Here is a 16,916-nt window from a genome sequence, read left to right on the forward strand (position 1 = left end):
CGTCTTATTTCAGCGATGGCCTGGTTCGAGGGCGCCGCAGCTTTGGCTGCGGCGCTTTGGATTGTGGTGCTGCTGCTGCCATGGCAGCCGTGGCGCAACCGGGAAGTGCTGGAGCCGCAGCCGGAAAGGATGGCCGATACGGCCGCGCTGACAGTGCTCATTCCCGCCCGCAACGAAGCCGCGGTCATCGCCCAGACCCTGGCGGCGCTGGCGGGGCAGGTGCCGGGCCTTCGGGTCGTGGTGGTGGACGACGGCTCCGACGACGGCACCGCCGAGGTCGCCCGCGGGGTGGCGGGCCTGCGCTTGACCGTGGTGCCGGGCGCGCCTTTACCGCCGGGATGGAGCGGCAAGCTCTGGGCCCTGGAGCAGGGCCTGCGGCACATCGAAACCCCGAACGTGTTGCTGCTCGACGCCGACATCGAACTCAAGCCCGGCATGCTGGCGGCGCTGCTGGCCAAACAGGCGGAAGGCTGGGATCTGGTCTCCATCATGGCCCTGCTGCGCACCCGGTCCCGGTGGGAAAAGCTGCTGATGCCGGCCTTCGTCTATTTTTTCAAGCACATCTATCCCTTCGCCCTGGCCAATTCTCCCCGGATTTCCTGGGTTGCCGCCGCCGCCGGCGGCTGCATTCTGGTCCGCACCGAGGCCCTGCGGCGCTGTGGCGCTTTCGCCAGTCTCCGGGACGCCCTCATCGACGACTGCACCCTGGCGACCCGGGTCAAGGCGCTGGGTTACCGCACCTGGATCGGTCTGTCCCACGGGGTGGTCAGCCACCGGGCTTACGACGATCTGGAAACGATCTGGAACATGGTGGCGCGCACCGCCTATACCCAGTTGGGTTATTCGCCGCTGTTGCTGGGGGTTTGCACCCTGATGCTGGGGTGGATGTTCCTGGTGCCGGTGCTGGCGGCCGCCATTCCTGCAACCCGGCTGTGGGGGGCGGCGGCCTGGGGGGCGATGACGCTTTCCTTGCTGCCCACGGTGCGTTTCTACCGTCTGTCACCCCTGTGGGCGTTGCCGCTGCCGGTGACCGCCGCTTTCTATCTGGCGATGACCTGGAGCTCTGCCTGGCGCTACTGGCACGGCATCCGCAGCCGCTGGAAAGGGCGGGTGTACGGTTGATTCAGAAATGCAGCAGGCTGTGGACCGGGTAGGGTGACAGGCGCTGGCGGCCGCCCAGTTCGTCCAGCTCGATGACGAAGGCCAGAGCGTAGACCTCGGCCCCCAGACGTTCCACCAGCTCGCAGCTGGCCCTGGCGGTGCCGCCGGTGGCGAGCAGATCGTCCACCAGCAGCACCCGGTCGCCGGGGCCGCAGGCGTCGATGTGGGCCTCCAGGGTGTTTTCCCCGTATTCCAGGGCGTAGGAGACGCTCTGGACGTCGTAGGGAAGCTTGCCCGGTTTGCGCAGGGGGATGAAGCCGACCCCCAGTTCCCAGGCCGCCAGGCTGCCGAAGATGAATCCCCGCGCCTCCATGCCGGCCACCGCGGTGATCGGGGCGCCGACGAAGGGATGGATGAGGTGGTGGACCGCCAGGCGCAGGGTCGCCGGATCGCGCACCAGCGGGGTGATGTCCTTGAACAGAATCCCGAGTTTGGGGAAGTCGGGGATGTTGCGGATCTTCTCCCGCAGCCGGCTCTGCCAGTCCATGGTCATGCGATGATCTTGAGCTTGTCGTGCTGTTGGAGGAAATGCGCGATGTTGCGGCGGATGCCGTCGGCGTCCAGTTCCACTTCGCTGAGCAGCTCCTCGCGGCTGCCGTGCTCGACGTAGCGGTCCGGCAGGCCAAGATTGAGCACCGGCAATGGCAGGCCGTGGGCCACCAGGCATTCGTTGACGGCACTGCCGGCGCCGCCCATGACGGCGTTTTCCTCCACCGTGACCAGATAGTCGTGGCTGCGGGCCAGCTCCGCCACCAGGTCTTCGTCCAGCGGCTTGACGAAGCGCATGTTGGCGACGGTGGCGTCGAGACCTTCCGCCGCTTCCAGGGCCGGCGCCACCATGGCGCCGAAGGCGAGGATGGCCACCCGTTTGCCGCGGCGGCGGATCTCCCCCTTGCCCAGCGGCAGGGTGGTGGCGTCTCGCTGCAGACGGACGCCGGGACCGGTGCCGCGGGGATAGCGCACCGCCGCCGGCCGCCCTGAGGCGATGGCGGTGTTGAGCATCTGATAGCATTCGTTTTCGTCCGCCGGGGCCATGACGATCATGTTGGGGATGCAGCGCAGGAAGCTGAGATCGTAGGCGCCGGCATGGGTGGGGCCGTCGGGGCCGACCAGGCCGGCGCGATCGATGGCGAACACCACCGGCAGGTTCTGCAGCGCCACGTCGTGGATCAGTTGATCGTAACCGCGCTGCAGGAAGGTGGAGTAGATCGCCACCACCGGTTTCAGCCCTTCGCAGGCCATGCCCGCGGCCACGGTGACGGCGTGCTGTTCGGCGATGCCGACGTCGAAATAGCGTTCGGGGAAGCGCTCGGAAAATTCCACCAGCCCTGAACCTTCCCGCATCGCCGGGGTGATGCCGACTAGCTTGGGTTCGCGCTCGGCGGCGTCGCACAGCCAGTGGCTGAACACCTGGGTGTAGCTCAGCCCCTTGCTGGGTGCCTTGGTCATGCGGTCCTTGGACGGATCGAAGGGGGAGACGCCGTGGTAGGTCACCGGATCGCGCTCGGCCGGCAGATAGCCTTTGCCTTTCTTGGTGATGACGTGGAGGAACTGCGGCCCCTTCAGTTCGCGGATGTTGCGCAGGGTCGTGATCAGGGTGTCCAGATCGTGGCCGTCGACGGGGCCGATGTAGTTGAAGCCCAGTTCCTCGAACAGGGTGCCCGGCGCCACCATGCCCTTGACGTGCTCTTCGGCGCGGCGGGCCAGCTCCCAGACCTCCGGCACCCGCGACAGAATCTGCTTGCTCCCCTGGCGTACGGTGGTGTAGAGCTTGCTCGACAGGATCTTGGCCAGGTAGTTGGTCATCGCCCCGACATTGGGGGAAATGGACATCTCGTTGTCGTTGAGGATCACCAGCAGGTTGGCGTCCAGGGCACCGGCGTGGTTGAGGGCTTCGAAGGCCATGCCTCCGGTGAGCCCGCCGTCGCCTATGATCGCCACCGCGCGCTGGTCGCGTCCTTCCAGGGAAGCGGCGATGGCCATCCCCAGGGCGGCGGAGATAGAGGTGCTCGAATGGCCCACGCCGAAAGCGTCGTAGGGGCTTTCGCTGCGCTTGGGGAACGGCGTCAGGCCACCGCGTTTGCGGATGGTGGGCAGGCGGTCGCGGCGGCCGGTGAGGATCTTGTGGGGATAGGCCTGATGGCCCACGTCCCAGACCAGGCGGTCGTGGGGCGTGTTGTAAACGTAATGGAGGGCGATGGTCAGTTCCACCGTGCCCAGGCCGGCGGCGAGATGGCCGCCGGAGCGGCTCACGCTCTCCAGCAGGAAATGGCGCACTTCCTCGGCCAGCTGCGTCAGCTCGGCTTCACTGAGCCGGCGCAGGTCGTCGGGAGAATCGATGCGGCTGAGCAGGGGATAGTTCTTGAGATCGATCATAAGCGGTATGGGCTGGAGGGGATGTCAGGTGGAACGGAAGCCATTATCCAACGCGGCCTGGTGCGGTGCAAGCGCCTAGCCGTCCTCGTGTTCCAGGCGGATGCCGATGATTTCCAGGACGATGGCGACCATCAGGATGGCCAGGCTGCCGGCCCACAGTTCCGGAGCCAGCCACAACAGCAGCGCGCCGAAGCCGACCAGCATCGAGCCCAGCAGGCGGCGACGGAGGGTGTTTCTCAGCATGACCTTCAATTCCCAGAATGCAGGTCGGTTATTGTAACACTCCGAAACGACGGTATGCTTGCAGTTTGCCGGGGATTTGGCCACCATAGCCGCGAGATTGCCATTCCTGTAAGGAGCGAGTCTATGAGCCAAGACAATACCCACGAATCAAAACCGCAACCGCAAGCGGGTGCCGAGTCCCCCAAGGCGGGTGAAACCCCTCAGGCCGAGTCCCAGCGTCAGCGCGAAGAGGCCATGGCCTGGCTCGAGGCTTCGGTGCGCGAGGCGGTGGCCAAGGGGGAGGACATCCGTGAAACCGTCCGCCGCCTGACCGTCGAGGCCCTGTCCGAAGGCCGTCTGAATGCCGAGGAAGTGCGTCAGGTGATCGAATCGGTTCTGAAGGGGGCCGGTGCCGGGATCGAGAAGCACGGATCCCGGGCTCGGGAGGCCTTGGAGGAAGTCCTGCGCGGCCTCGAGGACGGTCTTATCAAAGCGGCGGAGGCCTCTAAGCTGGCGTTGGAGGAGGCCGCCAGCCGGGCCCAGGAATTCGCCGAACAGGACGTCAAACTGGCTCTGGAGCAGTTGCGCAATCTGGAGCGGGTCTATCTCGACACCCTCACCGAGGTGGCGAAACGGGGCTCCGAGCAATTCCGCACCATTCTCGACGACCTGGTCCGTCACGCCCGCAACAGCGGCACTGCCATCGGCGAGTATCTGGCGGAGGTGATGGAGGAGCTGCCGCGCAAACTCCGGGAAGCGGGGGAATGGGGGCTGAAGGCGGTCAGCGAGAGCGCCCGGGTGGCCGGTTCCCAGCTGGCGGCCATCGCCAGCGGCTTCCTTGCCGGCATCGCCGACGCCCTGGACCGGCAGGCCAAGCGTTTGGGCGGAGAAGACGAGCACCGTAGAAAAAGCTGATGTGGCTGGAGGCCGTCACCGCGGTCCATGATCTGGGGCGTCTGTACGACCTGAGCGTCATCCTGCTCCGCTACGGGTTTGCCGGAGTCGTGCGCCGGCTCGGGTTGGCGCACGTGTTCGAACAGGCGGGCAAGGCGCTCCATTGGAAAGGGGTGGAGGAGCTGGTCCGGCTCGATACCCCCCAGCGCATCCGCCGGGCCCTGGAGGAAATGGGGCCGACTTTCATCAAACTGGGACAGGTTCTCGCCACCCGCGTGGACCTGTTTCCGCCGGACTGGATCGCCGAATTCGAGAAGCTCCAGGATCAGGTGCCGCCGCTGCCCTTCGAGCAGCTGCGCCCGCAGCTGGAAGAAGACCTCGGCGCCCCGGTGGAGGAGGTGTTCGCCGAATTCGAATATCGGTCCCTGGCCGCCGCCTCCATCGCCCAGGTGCACCGGGCGCGGCTCTACAGCGGCGAACGCGTCATCGTCAAGATCCGCCGCCCCGGCATCGAGGCAATCGTCGAGGCCGACCTGCGCCTGGTCGAGCGCCTGGCCCGTATCGCCGAAAGCGAGATCCGGGAGCTGCGGCGCTATCGGCCGGTGGAGATCGTCCATCAGTTCGCTTCTTCCCTGCGCCGGGAAATGGACCTGGAGAACGAGGCCCGCAACGCCGAGCGCATGGCCGGCAACTTCGCCCGCGATCCCTGGATCGTGATCCCGAAGATGTACTGGCAGTGGTGCTGCGAGCGCCTCAACGTTCAGGAATACATCGAAGGGATTCCGGCGCACAAACTGCAGCTGGCCGAGGCCGCCGGTCTCAACCGCAAGATCCTGGCCCGGCGCGGTTGCGATGCAGTGTTGAAGATGATCCTCATCGACGGTTTCTTCCATGCCGACCCCCATCCCGGCAATCTGATCTTCCTGCCCGGCAATCGCATCGCCTTCATCGACTTCGGCATGGTCGGGCGGCTGTCGGAAACGCGCCGCTACCAGATCGTGGACATGCTGGCGGCGGTGATCGACCGTGACGCCCGTACCGCGGTCAACGTGTTGCTCGACTGGGCCGGTGACGTCCAGGTGGACGTGGACGCCCTGACCACCGACGTGGACGTTTTCATCGACACCTACCACGGCCTGCCTCTCAAGCAGCTCAAGATCGCCAACATCCTCACCGATCTCACCAATCTGATGCGCAGCTACGACCTGGCGCTGCCGCCGGATCTGGCCCTGCTGTTCAAGGCGCTGCTCACCCTCGACGGCATGGGCCGCCAGGTGGACCCGGATTTCGACCTCATCGCCGCCGCCACCCCTCACGTACGCCGGGCCCTGCTCAACCGTTACCGGCCTGACATCGTCCTCAGGCGCGGCTGGCGCACCGCCGCCGACATGCTCGACGTCGTCCAGGCGCTACCCAACGACCTGCGCCAGCTCATCAAAGCCCTCAAGACCGGCTCGTTGCGTTTCAACGTGGACGTCAACCAGCTCGACTACTTCGGCTGGATCATCGACCGCGCCGCCAGCCGACTGGCCGTGGGCATGGTGACTTCCTCGCTGATCATCGGCTCGGCCATCGTCATGACCGTTCCCGGCGGCCCGACCCTGTGGGGCCTGCCGCTGCTCGGGGTGCTGGGATTCGCCGGCGCCGGAATCGGCGGAGTGTGGCTGCTGATTTCCATCTGGAAGGGGGGGCACCTGCCCCATGGCGAGGAAGATTGAGGCAAAAGAAAACCCGGCCGAGGCCGGGTTTTCCAGGAATGGGCGTCAGGATAACCCCAAAGCGATGCCGAAGGTGTTGGCCGCCAGGATCAGATAGCAGATCACCGCCAGGGTGGCGTGGGCGAGAATCAGTCCCTTCTGCACCTGACCGGTCCGATAGCGCTTGTGCCCGGCCATCACTCCGAGGAGGACGATGATCACCACCAGGGCGATGTTGACATAGACGCGCTTGTCCCCCTGCAGCGCGGCGCCGATGGCCAGCAGGGCGCCCAGGACGGCAAAACCGGCATGGGTGAGGATGAATTGACGTTCCACCGGCCGGCCGCGGAGCAGATCGGCAGCGATCGTCACTCCCAGAATAGCGACGAGAGTGAAAGCAGCCAGCGAAGCGGTCAAAAGTACGTTCATCGGCTTACCTCCCTTAACTGTTGGTTCCGACTTCGATCGAGTCTTGAATTATACGACCGGCGGTTCCAGCAGGCTACCGGAACCTTGCGGTTGCATCTTCTCCAGCGCTTCCAGCACCAGCAGCCCGCCTTCGTTGATGTTGGCACGGCCGACAAGCCCCGCCGCGCGGGCCATTTCCAGGGCATTGTCGAAGGTTTCCCGCGGCAGTCCGCTGCGCCGGATGGCTTCCTTCAAATTGCGCGGCAGAATCCGTACCTTGCGCTCTTTCACATACAGAGTGCCCACTTCCGCCAGGGCTTTGAGCAGGCGCACGATGACCGGATTGATCGGATTGCCGAAACCTTCCGGCACCCCGGCCAGGGCGCGGTCGAGCAGGGCGCCGGCTTCGGTTTCCACCACGTTTCCGTCGGGAAGCACGTCGATCAGATGGCGTGCCTCCAGTTTTTCCAGGGCCCAGCGGATCCGTTCCCGCGGTAACCGCTTTTCCAGTTCGGCATAGATTTCATCCACGCTGAGGCCCTGTTCGGGGATGTGGTGGAACACGGTCATTTCGTAGCGGCTCAGATGCGGCCAGCGTTTCCCCTGGGCTGCGAGACGGGCATACAGACAGCCGGACTCGGTGGGTTCCTGGCTTCCGATCAGGTATTGCTCGCGCGCTTCCTGCCACCATTCCAGATTGGGGGCGCTGAAGGTGCGCTGCGGCAGGCTGACGGTTTTGACCGCCGTGGCGCTCACATCGCGCAGGTGCGTTTCCTGATCGGCCAGCACCCGACGTCCCGGTTCAGTGGGGACGAAATATTCACGGCCCTTGGGGTCTTCCGTGGTCCGGATCAGGGCGAAGGATTCGAGGCTGTAAAGGGCCTCGCGCAGTTCAAAGTTGTCGTCATACCAGCGCTGCAGATCCTTGGCTTCGGCGAAGCGCGAGGCGATCTGGCGATATTTCTCGGGCATCTCGTCGAGTTTGCGGCCGTAGCGTTCCAGCAACGCCTTGTACTGCCGGATCTTGCGGTCGATCATTTCCCGTCGCAGACGGGGGAAGGTAGGCAGATCCTCCGGGTTCTGGGCCGTTTTTTCCAGCAATTCGGCCGCGGCCTTGAGCACTTCGGCCTCTTCCTGCTCTATGGAAAAACCCCACACGGTCAGGTCATCGCCATCGAGCCACAGGCGATAGACTTCCAGGGCCCATTCCCCGGCAGGCAGCAGATTGCCTTCCGCATCCACATAGGCGAGGGACTGGAGTTCGGCCAAAGCGTCGGCGGCGATGTTGGCGTCATTGGTATGCTCCGCCAGAAGACGCAGGATTTCCTCACTCAGCACCGGGGCCTCGGCCGGCCCGAAACCGCCCAGTTCCAGGGTTTTTTTACCGCCCGGCCCAGGATGGTGAAATTGAAGATATCGGAAGCGGGTGCGCTGTAGGCGATCAGGCGCATGGCTTCGAGCAGGTGTTCTTCATGGTCCGGGGTGCTGAGACGGGCCGATTCGGTGGGGCCAAGCGGAAGATGACGGATGCGCTCGGCCAGCGCTCCGCTGATGTTCAGTTCCGGCTCTAGGGTTCGGTAAGCTTCCAGGACGGTCTTTCCCGCTTCGGTCAGTTGCAGGATATCGGTTTTGCGTTTGGGATCGTGCTGCACAGCGGCAAGACCACGCTCGGTCAATGGTCCTTCCCCGATTGGTCCGACCCCACCGGCGCGCTCGGCGCTTTTCAGCAGGGTGATGATTTCGCTGCCTATCCAGCGCCAGCCTTCCTTCCATTCCGCGGTCGGAGCCAGTTGGCCCTGCCGCTGGAGCTGGCGGATCGCCTGGACGATCCGGGTGCCCCAGTAGGTCGGGGTCCAGTGCAGGGGTTTTTCCTGGCGTGCCAGTCCTTCGGCTTCCAGCTCCAGCAGCAACGGTTACTCGGTCGGATCGACCAGCGTATGGGCCTGCCGGCCTTCCTGATCGGCCAGCAGGAGATCGAGCATTTGGGCGTGTTCGCGGGTAATAATCACTGGTGGATTCTCCTTGTTGTTGAATTTCTGATGCTGGCGTAACGTGGTGACCCTTGGAGAGAAATTCAAGGGCGGGAATAAAAAAGGGCAGTCAAAGACTGCCCTCGGGTGCTGGTGTGGGGATGGTTACTCGTCGCCCGCCAGAAAGCCCAGGATGTGAAGCAGGCTGGTGAACAGGTTGTAGATGGCCACGTACAGGGTCACGGTGGCGAGGATGTAGTTGGTTTCGCCGCCGTGGACGATCTGGCTGGTTTCGAACAGGATCAGCCCGGCCATCAGCACCATGAACATGGCCGACACCGCCAGAGCCAGCCCCGGCAGGTGGAAGAAGATCGCCCCCAGGCCTGCGAGGAAGGCGACCAGAATGCCGGCGAACAGGAAACCGCCCAGGAAACTGAAGTCCCGACGCGATACCAGCGCGTAGCCCGACATGCCGAGAAAGATCAGCCCGGTGCCGCCCAGGGCCGTCATCACGATCTGATGGCCGTTGGGAATGAATTTCAGGTACAGGCTCAGGATCGGTCCCAGGGTCATGCCCATGAAGCCGGTGAGCAGGAACACGAACAGCAGGCCCCAGGCGCTGTTGCTGAACTTCTGGGTCAGAAACAGCAGGCCGAAATATCCCACCAGGGTGACGATCAGGCCCGGATGGGGCAGGTTCAGGGCCATCGACAGCCAGGCGGTGAAGGCGCTGAACAACAGGGTCATCGCCAGCAGGGCGTAGGTGTTGCGCAGCACTTTGTTGGTTTGCAGAACCCCGACCTGGGGTTGGCGCATGACGCGGACTCGACTCATGAATGGATCCTCCAAAAAAAATGTTGTGATATCGAATATCGGACCTGTAAAGCGTAGCGAAGTTGCCCGCGGATTGATAGTCGTCCGCGCCAGGGCAATCGCATGAACGCTACGTCCATCCAAGCAACTGAGCCCGATAGTGGTCACTGGAGGCGGCCAGGAGCCGTCTTGCCTTGATACCCCCGCGGCGTTTGGTGTGGTCGAGGCGAAAGAGATTGAGCACCATCTGTTTGAGCAGCGCCAGGTTATGAGCCGCATGTCGGGTTCGAAGGCGCACCTGATCATCGTTGAATACGACATCCATACACCAGTGAAGCGGGTTCTCCACCGCCCAATGCTGGCGCACCGCCGAGGCCAGCCGTTCGGCATCGGCAGGCAGGCTGCTGATGTAGAAACGCCGTTCCCGGGTGGTTTTGCCGGCGACGGTGCGTTCGGACTCGACCACGGCAAAGCAGGCCAGATCCGGCCAGCGCTGGGGCCGGTCCAGGCTGTCGAGCTGGTCGAACACATAGCAGCGGCGCACTTCCAGGCGACCATGCGCCCTGTCGACCGTCTCGCATTGCTGATGCGGGGTTTTGTCCGGCGCGTCCTGGAAGGCCTGGAAGAAATCCCGGATCGATTCGGCCAGACCTTTCTGGTTGTCCTTGACCGCCAGTACATAGTCGGCCCCCCCGGTCACGGATGGCCTTGGCAATCTTGGGATCGGTCCCCATGGCATCGAGGGTCACCACGCATCCTTTCAAGGCCAGGGTCTCCAGCAGGGCGGGAATGGCCGTCTTCTCGTTGGATTTGTCGGCCACCGCCTCTTGACCGACCACCAACCGGTACTGAGCCGCAAAGGCACTGACCAGATGCAGGGGATCCTGCCCCTTGGACCGGCTACGCCGACTGGTCTTGCCGTCGATGGCGATCACCTGACCTTCCAATGCCGGAACCACGCTCACCGCCCAGCGCTGGAAGGCCGATCCGAACGCTTCCGGATCGATCATCGCCAAAATCCGCCCCAGGGTGTCGTGGGACGGAATCCCATGCGGCAAGGGCACATATCGACGCAGCCAATCCAGCTTCTCCCTGGCCCAAAGTTCAACCTCCACCAACGTATCGGCACCGCAGATCACCGCGCACACCACAACCACCAGCACTTCCACCAGATCGTAGGTTACCTTCGATGATTGTCGCGGGTCCGGAATCGATACGAACACCTCGCTCAGCGCCAGGGGCTTTTCCAACATTTGTGCCTCCCACAAAAAGCATGCTCCTCAGAGAAGAGGTCTCTAATCTGCTGCAAGTCAATCGAATCTTAAACCATCGTCTTCGTGGGGTATATTCATGCGATTGCCCTGTCGTCCGCGCCGTCTTGCAAATCGGTTTCCAGACCAGGATAATACGACGCTTTCCTGCAGGCGCGATGCCGGCACATGAACGATTCCATGGTGGGCCGCGTCGGTCCCCCCGCAACGATAGGCTGTGAACCCCGCCAGGCCCGGAAGGGAGCAACGGTAGCAGCTGATTCGTGTGCCGGGGTGTGGCTGGCGCGGCCCGCCGCCTTTATCTTCCCGGTTGCTCCATGAGCTATCTGGCCCTGGCCCGCAAGTGGCGTCCCAAGCGTTTTTCCGAAATCACCGGTCAATCCCACGTGGTCAAGGTGCTGCAGGGGGCGCTGATCCACGACCGCATCCACCACGCCTATCTCTTCACCGGCACCCGCGGGGTGGGCAAGACCACCCTGGCGCGCATTTTCGCCAAGGCCCTCAACTGTGACCAGGTCAGCGACGGCGAGCCCTGCGGCCGCTGCCAGACCTGCCGGGAGGTGGACGAAGGCCGCTTCGCCGATCTGATCGAAGTGGACGCCGCTTCCCGCACCCGGGTGGAGGACACCCGGGAACTGCTGGAGAACGCCCAGTTCGCACCCACGGCGGGGCGCTATAAGATCTATCTGATCGACGAAGTCCACATGCTCTCCGGACACAGTTTCAACGCCCTGCTCAAGACCCTGGAGGAGCCGCCGCCCCACGTCAAATTCCTGCTGGCGACCACCGATCCGCAGAAGATACCGGTCACGGTGCTGTCGCGCTGCCTGCAGTTCAACCTGACCCGCTTGAGTCCGGCCCAGATCGAGCGGCGGCTGGCGGAGATCCTGGCGGCCGAGCGCGTGCCCTACGAGGCGGAGGCGCTGAAGCTGCTGGCCCAGGCTGCCGACGGCAGCCTGCGCGACGCCCTCAGCCTGCTGGACCAGGCCATCGTCTATGGAGACGAGGCGGTGCGCGGGGCTGCGGTGGCGGAAATGCTCGGCGGGGTGACCCGTCGCGCCGTCCAGGGGGTGGTGGAGGCGCTGGCGGCCGCGGACGCCAGGGCGGTGATGGCCGAGGTCGGGCGACTGGCCGAACAGGCCGCCGACTTCGGGGAAGTGCTCAAGACCCTGTTGAGTCTGCTGCACCGCATCGCTCTGGCCCAGCAGCTGCCGGAAACGGTGGACCAGGACGAAGCCCGCGACTGGCTGCTGGCCCAGGCGCAGGCGTTGAGCCCGGAGGACGTGCAGCTGTATTACCAGATCGGGCTTCTGGGCCAGAAGGACCTGCCCTGGGCGCCGGATCCCCGCACCGGCTTGGAGATGACGCTGCTGCGGATGCTGGCGTTTCGGCCGGCAGCGCCGGGGGCGGCGCCCGCCATGCCGGTGAGGAAGCCGGCCGCGGTGGCGGAGGAGCCGGCGGTGCAGGAAGAAACGCCCATGCCCACGCCGGAAGCGCTCCCCGCTTGGAACGACCTGGTCCAGCGGATGCGTCTGCCGGGGATGGTCCAGGAACTCGCCCACCACTGCGTGCTCGAAAAGCTGGAAGGCGACCGCTGCGAGCTGGTGCTCGAGCCAGCCTTCGAACATCTTGCCGGCGACCGCCTCAAGGCCCGGCTGGCGGAAGCACTGGCGGCAGCGCTCAAGCGGCCGGTGAAGCTGGCGATCCGCATCGGTGAGGTGAACCAGGAAACCCCGGCGGCCGCGCGGGAGCGGGAGCAGGCGGCGAGGCAGCAGGCGGCGGAGCAGGCGATCGCCGGAGACGAGACGGTCAAGCTGATCGAGGAAACCTTCGATGCCCGCATCGTGCCGGGTTCGGTTCGGCCGCGGAAAGATTGAGAAATTGAGGAGGTAGCGATGAAAAATCCCCTAGGCGCCTTGATGCAGCAAGCGCAGGAAATGCAGGAGAAGTTCAAGCAGCTCCAGGAAGAACTGGAGCAGGCCGAGGTGGCAGGCGAGGCCGGCGGCGGCCTGGTGAAGGTGGTGATGAGCGGCAAGCGCGAAGTGCTGCGCCTGTCCATTGATCCCAGTCTGTTCAAGGAGGAGGAAAAGGAGATCCTCGAGGATCTGGTGGCGGCGGCGGTCAACGACGCCGTCCACAAGGTGGAGCGGATGAAGCAGGAGAAGATGGCCGAGCTGGCCGGTGGCATGCAGCTTCCGGGCGGGATGCAGCTGCCCTTCTGAGATGGACCGCGGCGACAGCCTTCAGCGCCTGATGGAAGCCTTGCGCTGTCTTCCGGGGGTCGGTCCGCGCGGCGCCCAGCGCATGGCCTTTCACCTGCTGCAGCAGGACCGCGACGGCGCCCGCCGGCTGCACCAGTGTCTCGGCGAGGCGCTGGAGAAGATCCGCCGCTGCCGGGTGTGCCGCACCCTGACGGAGGAGGAAGTCTGCAGCCGTTGCCGCGATCCGCGCCGCGATCGCAGCCTGCTGTGCGTGGTGGAGACCCCCGCCGACGTCCTGGCCGTTGACCAGGCCACCGTGTTCCAGGGGCTGTTCTTCGTGCTCCACGGCCATCTGTCGCCGCTCGACGGCGTCGGTCCCGAGGATCTGGGGCTGGACCGTCTGGAACGGCGTCTGGGCGAAGGCGAGGTGAAGGAGGTGATCCTGGCCACCAATTCCACCGTCGAGGGCGAGGCCACCGCCCATTACGTCGCCGAACTGGCGCGCCGCCACGGAATCGCCGTCAGCCGCATCGCCCACGGCGTGCCGGTGGGCGGAGAACTGGAATACCTGGACGCCAACACCCTGGCTTACGCCTTCGAGGGACGGCGGCGGTTCTAGCCCGGTGCTTTCAGGAAATCTCAGGCAGTTTCCCCAGCAGCTTCAGATAGCGCCGGTAGCGCGCCTGACTGATCTCTCCCTGTTCCACGGCCTTGCGCACCGCGCACCCCAGATCGTCCACGTGACGGCAGTCGTTGAAACGGCAGCGGGGGATGTAGGGGCGAAACTCCCGGTAGCCGTGGGCCAGCTGACGGAAGTCGATGCCGGCCAGACCGAAGACAGCCACCCCCGGGGTATCGATGAGGATGCCACCCTCGGGCAGATGGAACAGCATCGCCGTGGTGGTGGTGTGGCGGCCGCGGCGGGTGGTGGCCGACAGTTCGCCGATGCGCACGTCGCGATCAGGAATCAGGGTCCGCAGCAGTGAGGATTTGCCGACGCCGGACTGGCCGGCGAACATTGATGCCTTGTCTTTCAGGGCGTCCCGCAGAGCGGTGATGCCAAGGCCGGTCTTGGCGCTGACTTCAAGGACGGGATAGAGCGCCCGGTAGGGGGCGAGATCGTCGTTGAGCCGCTGGCGGCGGGCAGGATCAAGCAGGTCGATCTTGTTGACCACGATCAGGGGCGTCAGGTCGTGGTTTTCGCACACCACCAGGTACTGATCCACCAGCAGCAGATCGTAAGGGGGTTCGGGGGCGATGACGATGAGGACCTGATCGAGGTTGGCCGCTACCGGCCGCAAGCGGCCGCCGCGGCCGGGCCGGGTCAGCAGGGTCTTGCGCGGCAGAACCTCGACGATACGGCCGTGGCCGGGATCGGTCTGCTCCCAGCGCACCCGGTCGCCCACGCAGGGGACCGGCACGCGCCGCAGGGCATGGCAGAGGAAAATGTCCCCCTGTTCGTCCTCGACGGCCCAGCCCCTGCCATAGTGGGCGACGACCAGGCCGCTGCGCAGGGGGACGCTCACGCCGCCACGGTTTCCCGTTTGCCGCCAGCCCGTTTCAGGTGTGCGATGCGGATCGCCGCCGGCGGATGACTGTAGTGGAAGGCGGCGTACAGCGGATCGGGCGTCAGGGTGGCGGCGTTGTCACGATAGAGTTTCACCAGCGACCGCACCAGCGGATCGGCGCCGGTGAGGGCGGCGGCGAATTCGTCGGCCTCGAACTCGTACTTGCGCTGGATCCATGCCAGCACCGGCTGCAGGAAGGTACTGAACACCGGCAGGATCAGCATGAACAACAGCAGGGCGGTGGCGTTGGAGGGGCGCGAAACCCCAAGGCCCTCGTAGAACCAGGGCTGCTGGGCCAGCCAGCCGAGCAGGGCCAGTCCTGCGAAACTGAGGACCGCGCTGGTGAGCAGCATCTTGATCACGTGCCTGCGCTTGAAGTGGCCCAGTTCGTGGGCCAGCACCGCTTCCAGTTCCTCCGGTTCCAGCGCCTCCATCAGGGTGTCGAAGAAGACGATGCGCTTGTTGCTCCCCAGGCCGGTGAAATAGGCGTTGCCGTGGCCGCTGCGGCGCGAGCCGTCCATGACGAAGATGCCCTGGCTCTTGAAGCCGCAGCGCTGCAGCAGGCGCTGGATGCGCGCGCGCAGCTGGGCGTCTTCCAACGGCGTGAACTTGTTGAACAGGGGGGCGATGAGGGTGGGATAAGCCCAGCTCATCAGCAGTGAGAATCCCATCAGGATGGCCCAGGCGATCACCCACCACCAGGGGCCGGCGCTTTCCATCACCCACAGGATCAGGGCCAGGAGCGGTGCTCCGATGGCCAGCGAGAGCGCTCCCTGGAGCAGCAGGTCCTTGACGAACTGGGCCGGGGTGGTGCGGTTGAAGCTGAATTTCTCCTCCACCACGAAGGTCTGATAGATCGACAGCGGCAGCTCCGCCAGGCTCATGAGCAGCATCACCGTCAGGATCAGAGTGACGCCGTGGGAGATGGGGCCGAGATCGAAGCGGTCGAGCCCGTGATCGATGGCGTCGATGCCGCCGCCGAGGGTGAAGATCAGCAGCAGGACCGCGTTCCAGGCGCGGCCGGCCTCGATGACCTTGAGTTTGGCCAGGGTGTAGTCGGCAGCCTTGCGATGCGTTTCCGGGGTGATGACGCCGCTGAATTCCTCGGGAACCCGGTCGCGATGGGTGCGCACGTGATGGGCGTGGCGCTTGGCAAGCCAGAATTCCAGGGCCAGGGAGGCGAACAGGGCAGCGAGAAAAATCAGCGTGAACGTGTTCATGTCGGGGACCGCACAAGTGGCTAACGAGTGCCAAAGCTTAGCCTCTGCTACAATCGCTGACAAGCGACAGACCATAAGGATACCGACTTCATGAGCGACAGCCCTGAAAACCTCAACCTCATCTGGATCGACCTGGAGATGACTGGTCTCGATCCCGACCATGACGTCATCATCGAAATCGCCACCGTCGTCACCGACAAGGATCTCAACGTGCTCGCCACCGGCCCGGTGATCGCGATCCACCAGCCGGAGGAACGGCTGGCGGCGATGGACAAGTGGAATCAGGAGCATCACGGGGCCTCCGGCCTGATCGAGCGGGTGCGCAGGAGCCAGGTGCGGGAACGCGAGGCCGAGCGTCAGACCCTCGAATTCCTCAAGCGCTGGGTGCCGCCGGGCGAATCCCCCATGTGCGGCAACAGCGTGTGTCAGGACCGCCGTTTCCTGGCCCGCTGGATGCCGAACCTGGAAGCCTATTTTCATTACCGCAACCTTGACGTCTCCACCCTCAAGGAGCTGGTGCGCCGCTGGGCGCCTGATCTGAAGGAGGGATTCAAAAAGAAGAACGCCCACGAAGCCCTGGCTGATATCCTCGAGTCCATCGAGGAGCTGAAGTACTACCGCGAGCACTTCATAAAATATTGATTGCACAGAACTTGTACGGTTTTTCCGCGTCCAATCCCAGAGTGTTATAATTCCCTGATTTGTTCTGATTGGAGGCGTCATGTCCAAGCGTACTTTTACATTGGAATATTGGCGTGACGAGGGTTGGTACGTGGGTCGTTTGAAAGAGGTGCCCGGCGTGTTCAGTCAGGGGGCCACGCTTGAAGAGCTGGAAGAGAATCTCCAGGAGGCCTATCGCCTGATGCTGGAAGAAGATGCCGCCTCCCAGGATCTTCCGCCCATGGAGACCAAGGAAGTCGTCCTGGATGTGGCGTGAAGCGTGAGCAGTTCATCCGCGAACTGGAAGCTGCAGGATGCCGACTGAAACGGCATGGCAGCAGACACGACCTCTACGTCAATCCTCGAAACGGGAAACAGGCGCCCGTACCCAGGCATCGGGAGATCAAAAACACCCTGTGCCGCCTGATCAGACAGCAATTGGGAATCTGAAAGTC

At 64.4% G+C, this 16,916-nt stretch carries 16 protein-coding genes, 1 other RNA gene and 2 pseudogenes; 10 read left to right on the forward strand and 9 right to left on the reverse strand.

Features of this window, described 5'->3' with window-relative positions; translation table 11 throughout:
• Nucleotides 1-15 precede the first annotated feature (15 nt).
• On the forward strand, nt 16-1,122 hold the full coding sequence (locus MCIT9_RS05825; protein ID WP_317706466.1) for a glycosyltransferase: 1,107 nt from the start codon (nt 16-18) through the stop codon (nt 1,120-1,122).
• A 1-nt stretch (nt 1,123) separates the two neighbouring features.
• On the opposite strand, the gene MCIT9_RS05830 is transcribed toward MCIT9_RS05825, so the two are convergent.
• The 3 genes from MCIT9_RS05830 to MCIT9_RS05840 form a co-directional block, all read right to left on the reverse strand.
• On the reverse strand, nt 1,124-1,654 hold the full coding sequence (locus tag MCIT9_RS05830) for an adenine phosphoribosyltransferase (RefSeq protein ID WP_317706467.1): 531 nt from the start codon (nt 1,652-1,654) through the stop codon (nt 1,124-1,126).
• The gene (gene dxs / locus MCIT9_RS05835) at nt 1,651-3,537 is read right to left on the reverse strand and encodes a 1-deoxy-D-xylulose-5-phosphate synthase (RefSeq protein ID WP_317706468.1); all 1,887 of its coding nucleotides are present in this window, start codon (nt 3,535-3,537) and stop codon (nt 1,651-1,653) included. The genes MCIT9_RS05830 and dxs overlap by 4 nt, the downstream gene beginning before the upstream one ends.
• A gap of 75 nt (nt 3,538-3,612) precedes the next feature.
• The gene (locus tag MCIT9_RS05840; RefSeq protein ID WP_317706469.1) at nt 3,613-3,780 is read right to left on the reverse strand and encodes a hypothetical protein; all 168 of its coding nucleotides are present in this window, start codon (nt 3,778-3,780) and stop codon (nt 3,613-3,615) included.
• A gap of 123 nt (nt 3,781-3,903) precedes the next feature.
• Between MCIT9_RS05840 and MCIT9_RS05845 the strand changes: the two genes are divergently transcribed.
• On the forward strand, nt 3,904-4,674 hold the full coding sequence (locus MCIT9_RS05845) for a DUF6781 family protein (RefSeq protein WP_317706470.1): 771 nt from the start codon (nt 3,904-3,906) through the stop codon (nt 4,672-4,674).
• The gene (locus MCIT9_RS05850) at nt 4,674-6,371 is read left to right on the forward strand and encodes an ABC1 kinase family protein (RefSeq protein WP_317706471.1); all 1,698 of its coding nucleotides are present in this window, start codon (nt 4,674-4,676) and stop codon (nt 6,369-6,371) included. Before MCIT9_RS05845 ends, MCIT9_RS05850 begins: the two co-directional genes overlap by 1 nt.
• 45 nt (nt 6,372-6,416) lie before the next feature.
• Here the strand turns inward: MCIT9_RS05850 and MCIT9_RS05855 are convergent, their stop codons facing one another.
• The 4 genes and pseudogenes from MCIT9_RS05855 to MCIT9_RS05875 form a co-directional block, all read right to left on the reverse strand.
• Entirely contained in the window at nt 6,417-6,779 is a 363-nt protein-coding gene (locus tag MCIT9_RS05855; RefSeq protein ID WP_317706472.1) for a hypothetical protein, read from the reverse strand.
• A gap of 48 nt (nt 6,780-6,827) precedes the next feature.
• A pseudogene (locus tag MCIT9_RS05860) lies at nt 6,828-8,668 on the reverse strand (DUF505 domain-containing protein).
• Nucleotides 8,669-8,893: 225 nt separating this feature from the next.
• Nucleotides 8,894-9,562 (reverse strand): Bax inhibitor-1/YccA family protein, encoded by a 669-nt coding sequence (locus MCIT9_RS05870; protein ID WP_317706475.1) that lies wholly within the window; start codon nt 9,560-9,562, stop codon nt 8,894-8,896.
• Between the two features lie 109 nt (nt 9,563-9,671).
• A pseudogene (locus MCIT9_RS05875) lies at nt 9,672-10,794 on the reverse strand (ISAs1 family transposase).
• 209 nt (nt 10,795-11,003) lie between these two features.
• On the opposite strand from MCIT9_RS05875, the gene ffs reads away from it, so the two are divergent.
• The 4 genes from ffs (at nt 11,004) to recR (ending at nt 13,632) form a co-directional block, all read left to right on the forward strand.
• An RNA gene (ffs, locus tag MCIT9_RS05880) (signal recognition particle sRNA small type) lies at nt 11,004-11,100 on the forward strand.
• Nucleotides 11,101-11,129: 29 nt separating this feature from the next.
• Nucleotides 11,130-12,689 carry a DNA polymerase III subunit gamma/tau gene (dnaX, locus tag MCIT9_RS05885; RefSeq protein WP_317706476.1) on the forward strand — a complete coding sequence of 520 codons (1,560 nt, stop codon included), beginning with the start codon at nt 11,130-11,132 and terminating at the stop codon, nt 12,687-12,689.
• Nucleotides 12,690-12,707: 18 nt separating this feature from the next.
• Entirely contained in the window at nt 12,708-13,034 is a 327-nt protein-coding gene (locus tag MCIT9_RS05890) for a YbaB/EbfC family nucleoid-associated protein (RefSeq protein ID WP_317706477.1), read from the forward strand.
• A gap of 1 nt (nt 13,035) precedes the next feature.
• Complete coding sequence (gene recR, locus MCIT9_RS05895; protein WP_317706478.1) at nt 13,036-13,632, forward strand: recombination mediator RecR; 597 nt, start codon at nt 13,036-13,038, stop codon at nt 13,630-13,632.
• A 10-nt stretch (nt 13,633-13,642) separates the two neighbouring features.
• Here recR and rsgA read toward each other — a convergent pair whose 3' ends face one another.
• Both rsgA and MCIT9_RS05905 read right to left on the reverse strand, forming a co-directional pair.
• A complete protein-coding gene (gene rsgA / locus MCIT9_RS05900) occupies nt 13,643-14,539 on the reverse strand; it encodes a ribosome small subunit-dependent GTPase A (RefSeq protein ID WP_317706479.1) in 897 nt (298 codons plus the stop codon).
• The gene (locus MCIT9_RS05905; RefSeq protein WP_317706480.1) at nt 14,536-15,801 is read right to left on the reverse strand and encodes a M48 family metallopeptidase; all 1,266 of its coding nucleotides are present in this window, start codon (nt 15,799-15,801) and stop codon (nt 14,536-14,538) included. The genes rsgA and MCIT9_RS05905 overlap by 4 nt, the downstream gene beginning before the upstream one ends.
• A 90-nt stretch (nt 15,802-15,891) precedes the next feature.
• On the opposite strand from MCIT9_RS05905, the gene orn reads away from it, so the two are divergent.
• The 3 genes from orn (at nt 15,892) to MCIT9_RS05920 (ending at nt 16,911) form a co-directional block, all read left to right on the forward strand.
• Entirely contained in the window at nt 15,892-16,443 is a 552-nt protein-coding gene (orn, locus tag MCIT9_RS05910) for an oligoribonuclease (protein WP_317706481.1), read from the forward strand.
• A gap of 79 nt (nt 16,444-16,522) precedes the next feature.
• Nucleotides 16,523-16,738 carry a type II toxin-antitoxin system HicB family antitoxin gene (locus tag MCIT9_RS05915; protein ID WP_317706482.1) on the forward strand — a complete coding sequence of 72 codons (216 nt, stop codon included), beginning with the start codon at nt 16,523-16,525 and terminating at the stop codon, nt 16,736-16,738.
• On the forward strand, nt 16,735-16,911 hold the full coding sequence (locus MCIT9_RS05920) for a type II toxin-antitoxin system HicA family toxin (protein WP_317706483.1): 177 nt from the start codon (nt 16,735-16,737) through the stop codon (nt 16,909-16,911). Before MCIT9_RS05915 ends, MCIT9_RS05920 begins: the two co-directional genes overlap by 4 nt.
• Nucleotides 16,912-16,916 lie beyond the last annotated feature (5 nt).

The sequence above is a fragment of the Methylomarinovum caldicuralii genome, from assembly GCF_033126985.1.
GTDB lineage: Bacteria > Pseudomonadota > Gammaproteobacteria > Methylococcales > Methylothermaceae > Methylohalobius > Methylohalobius caldicuralii.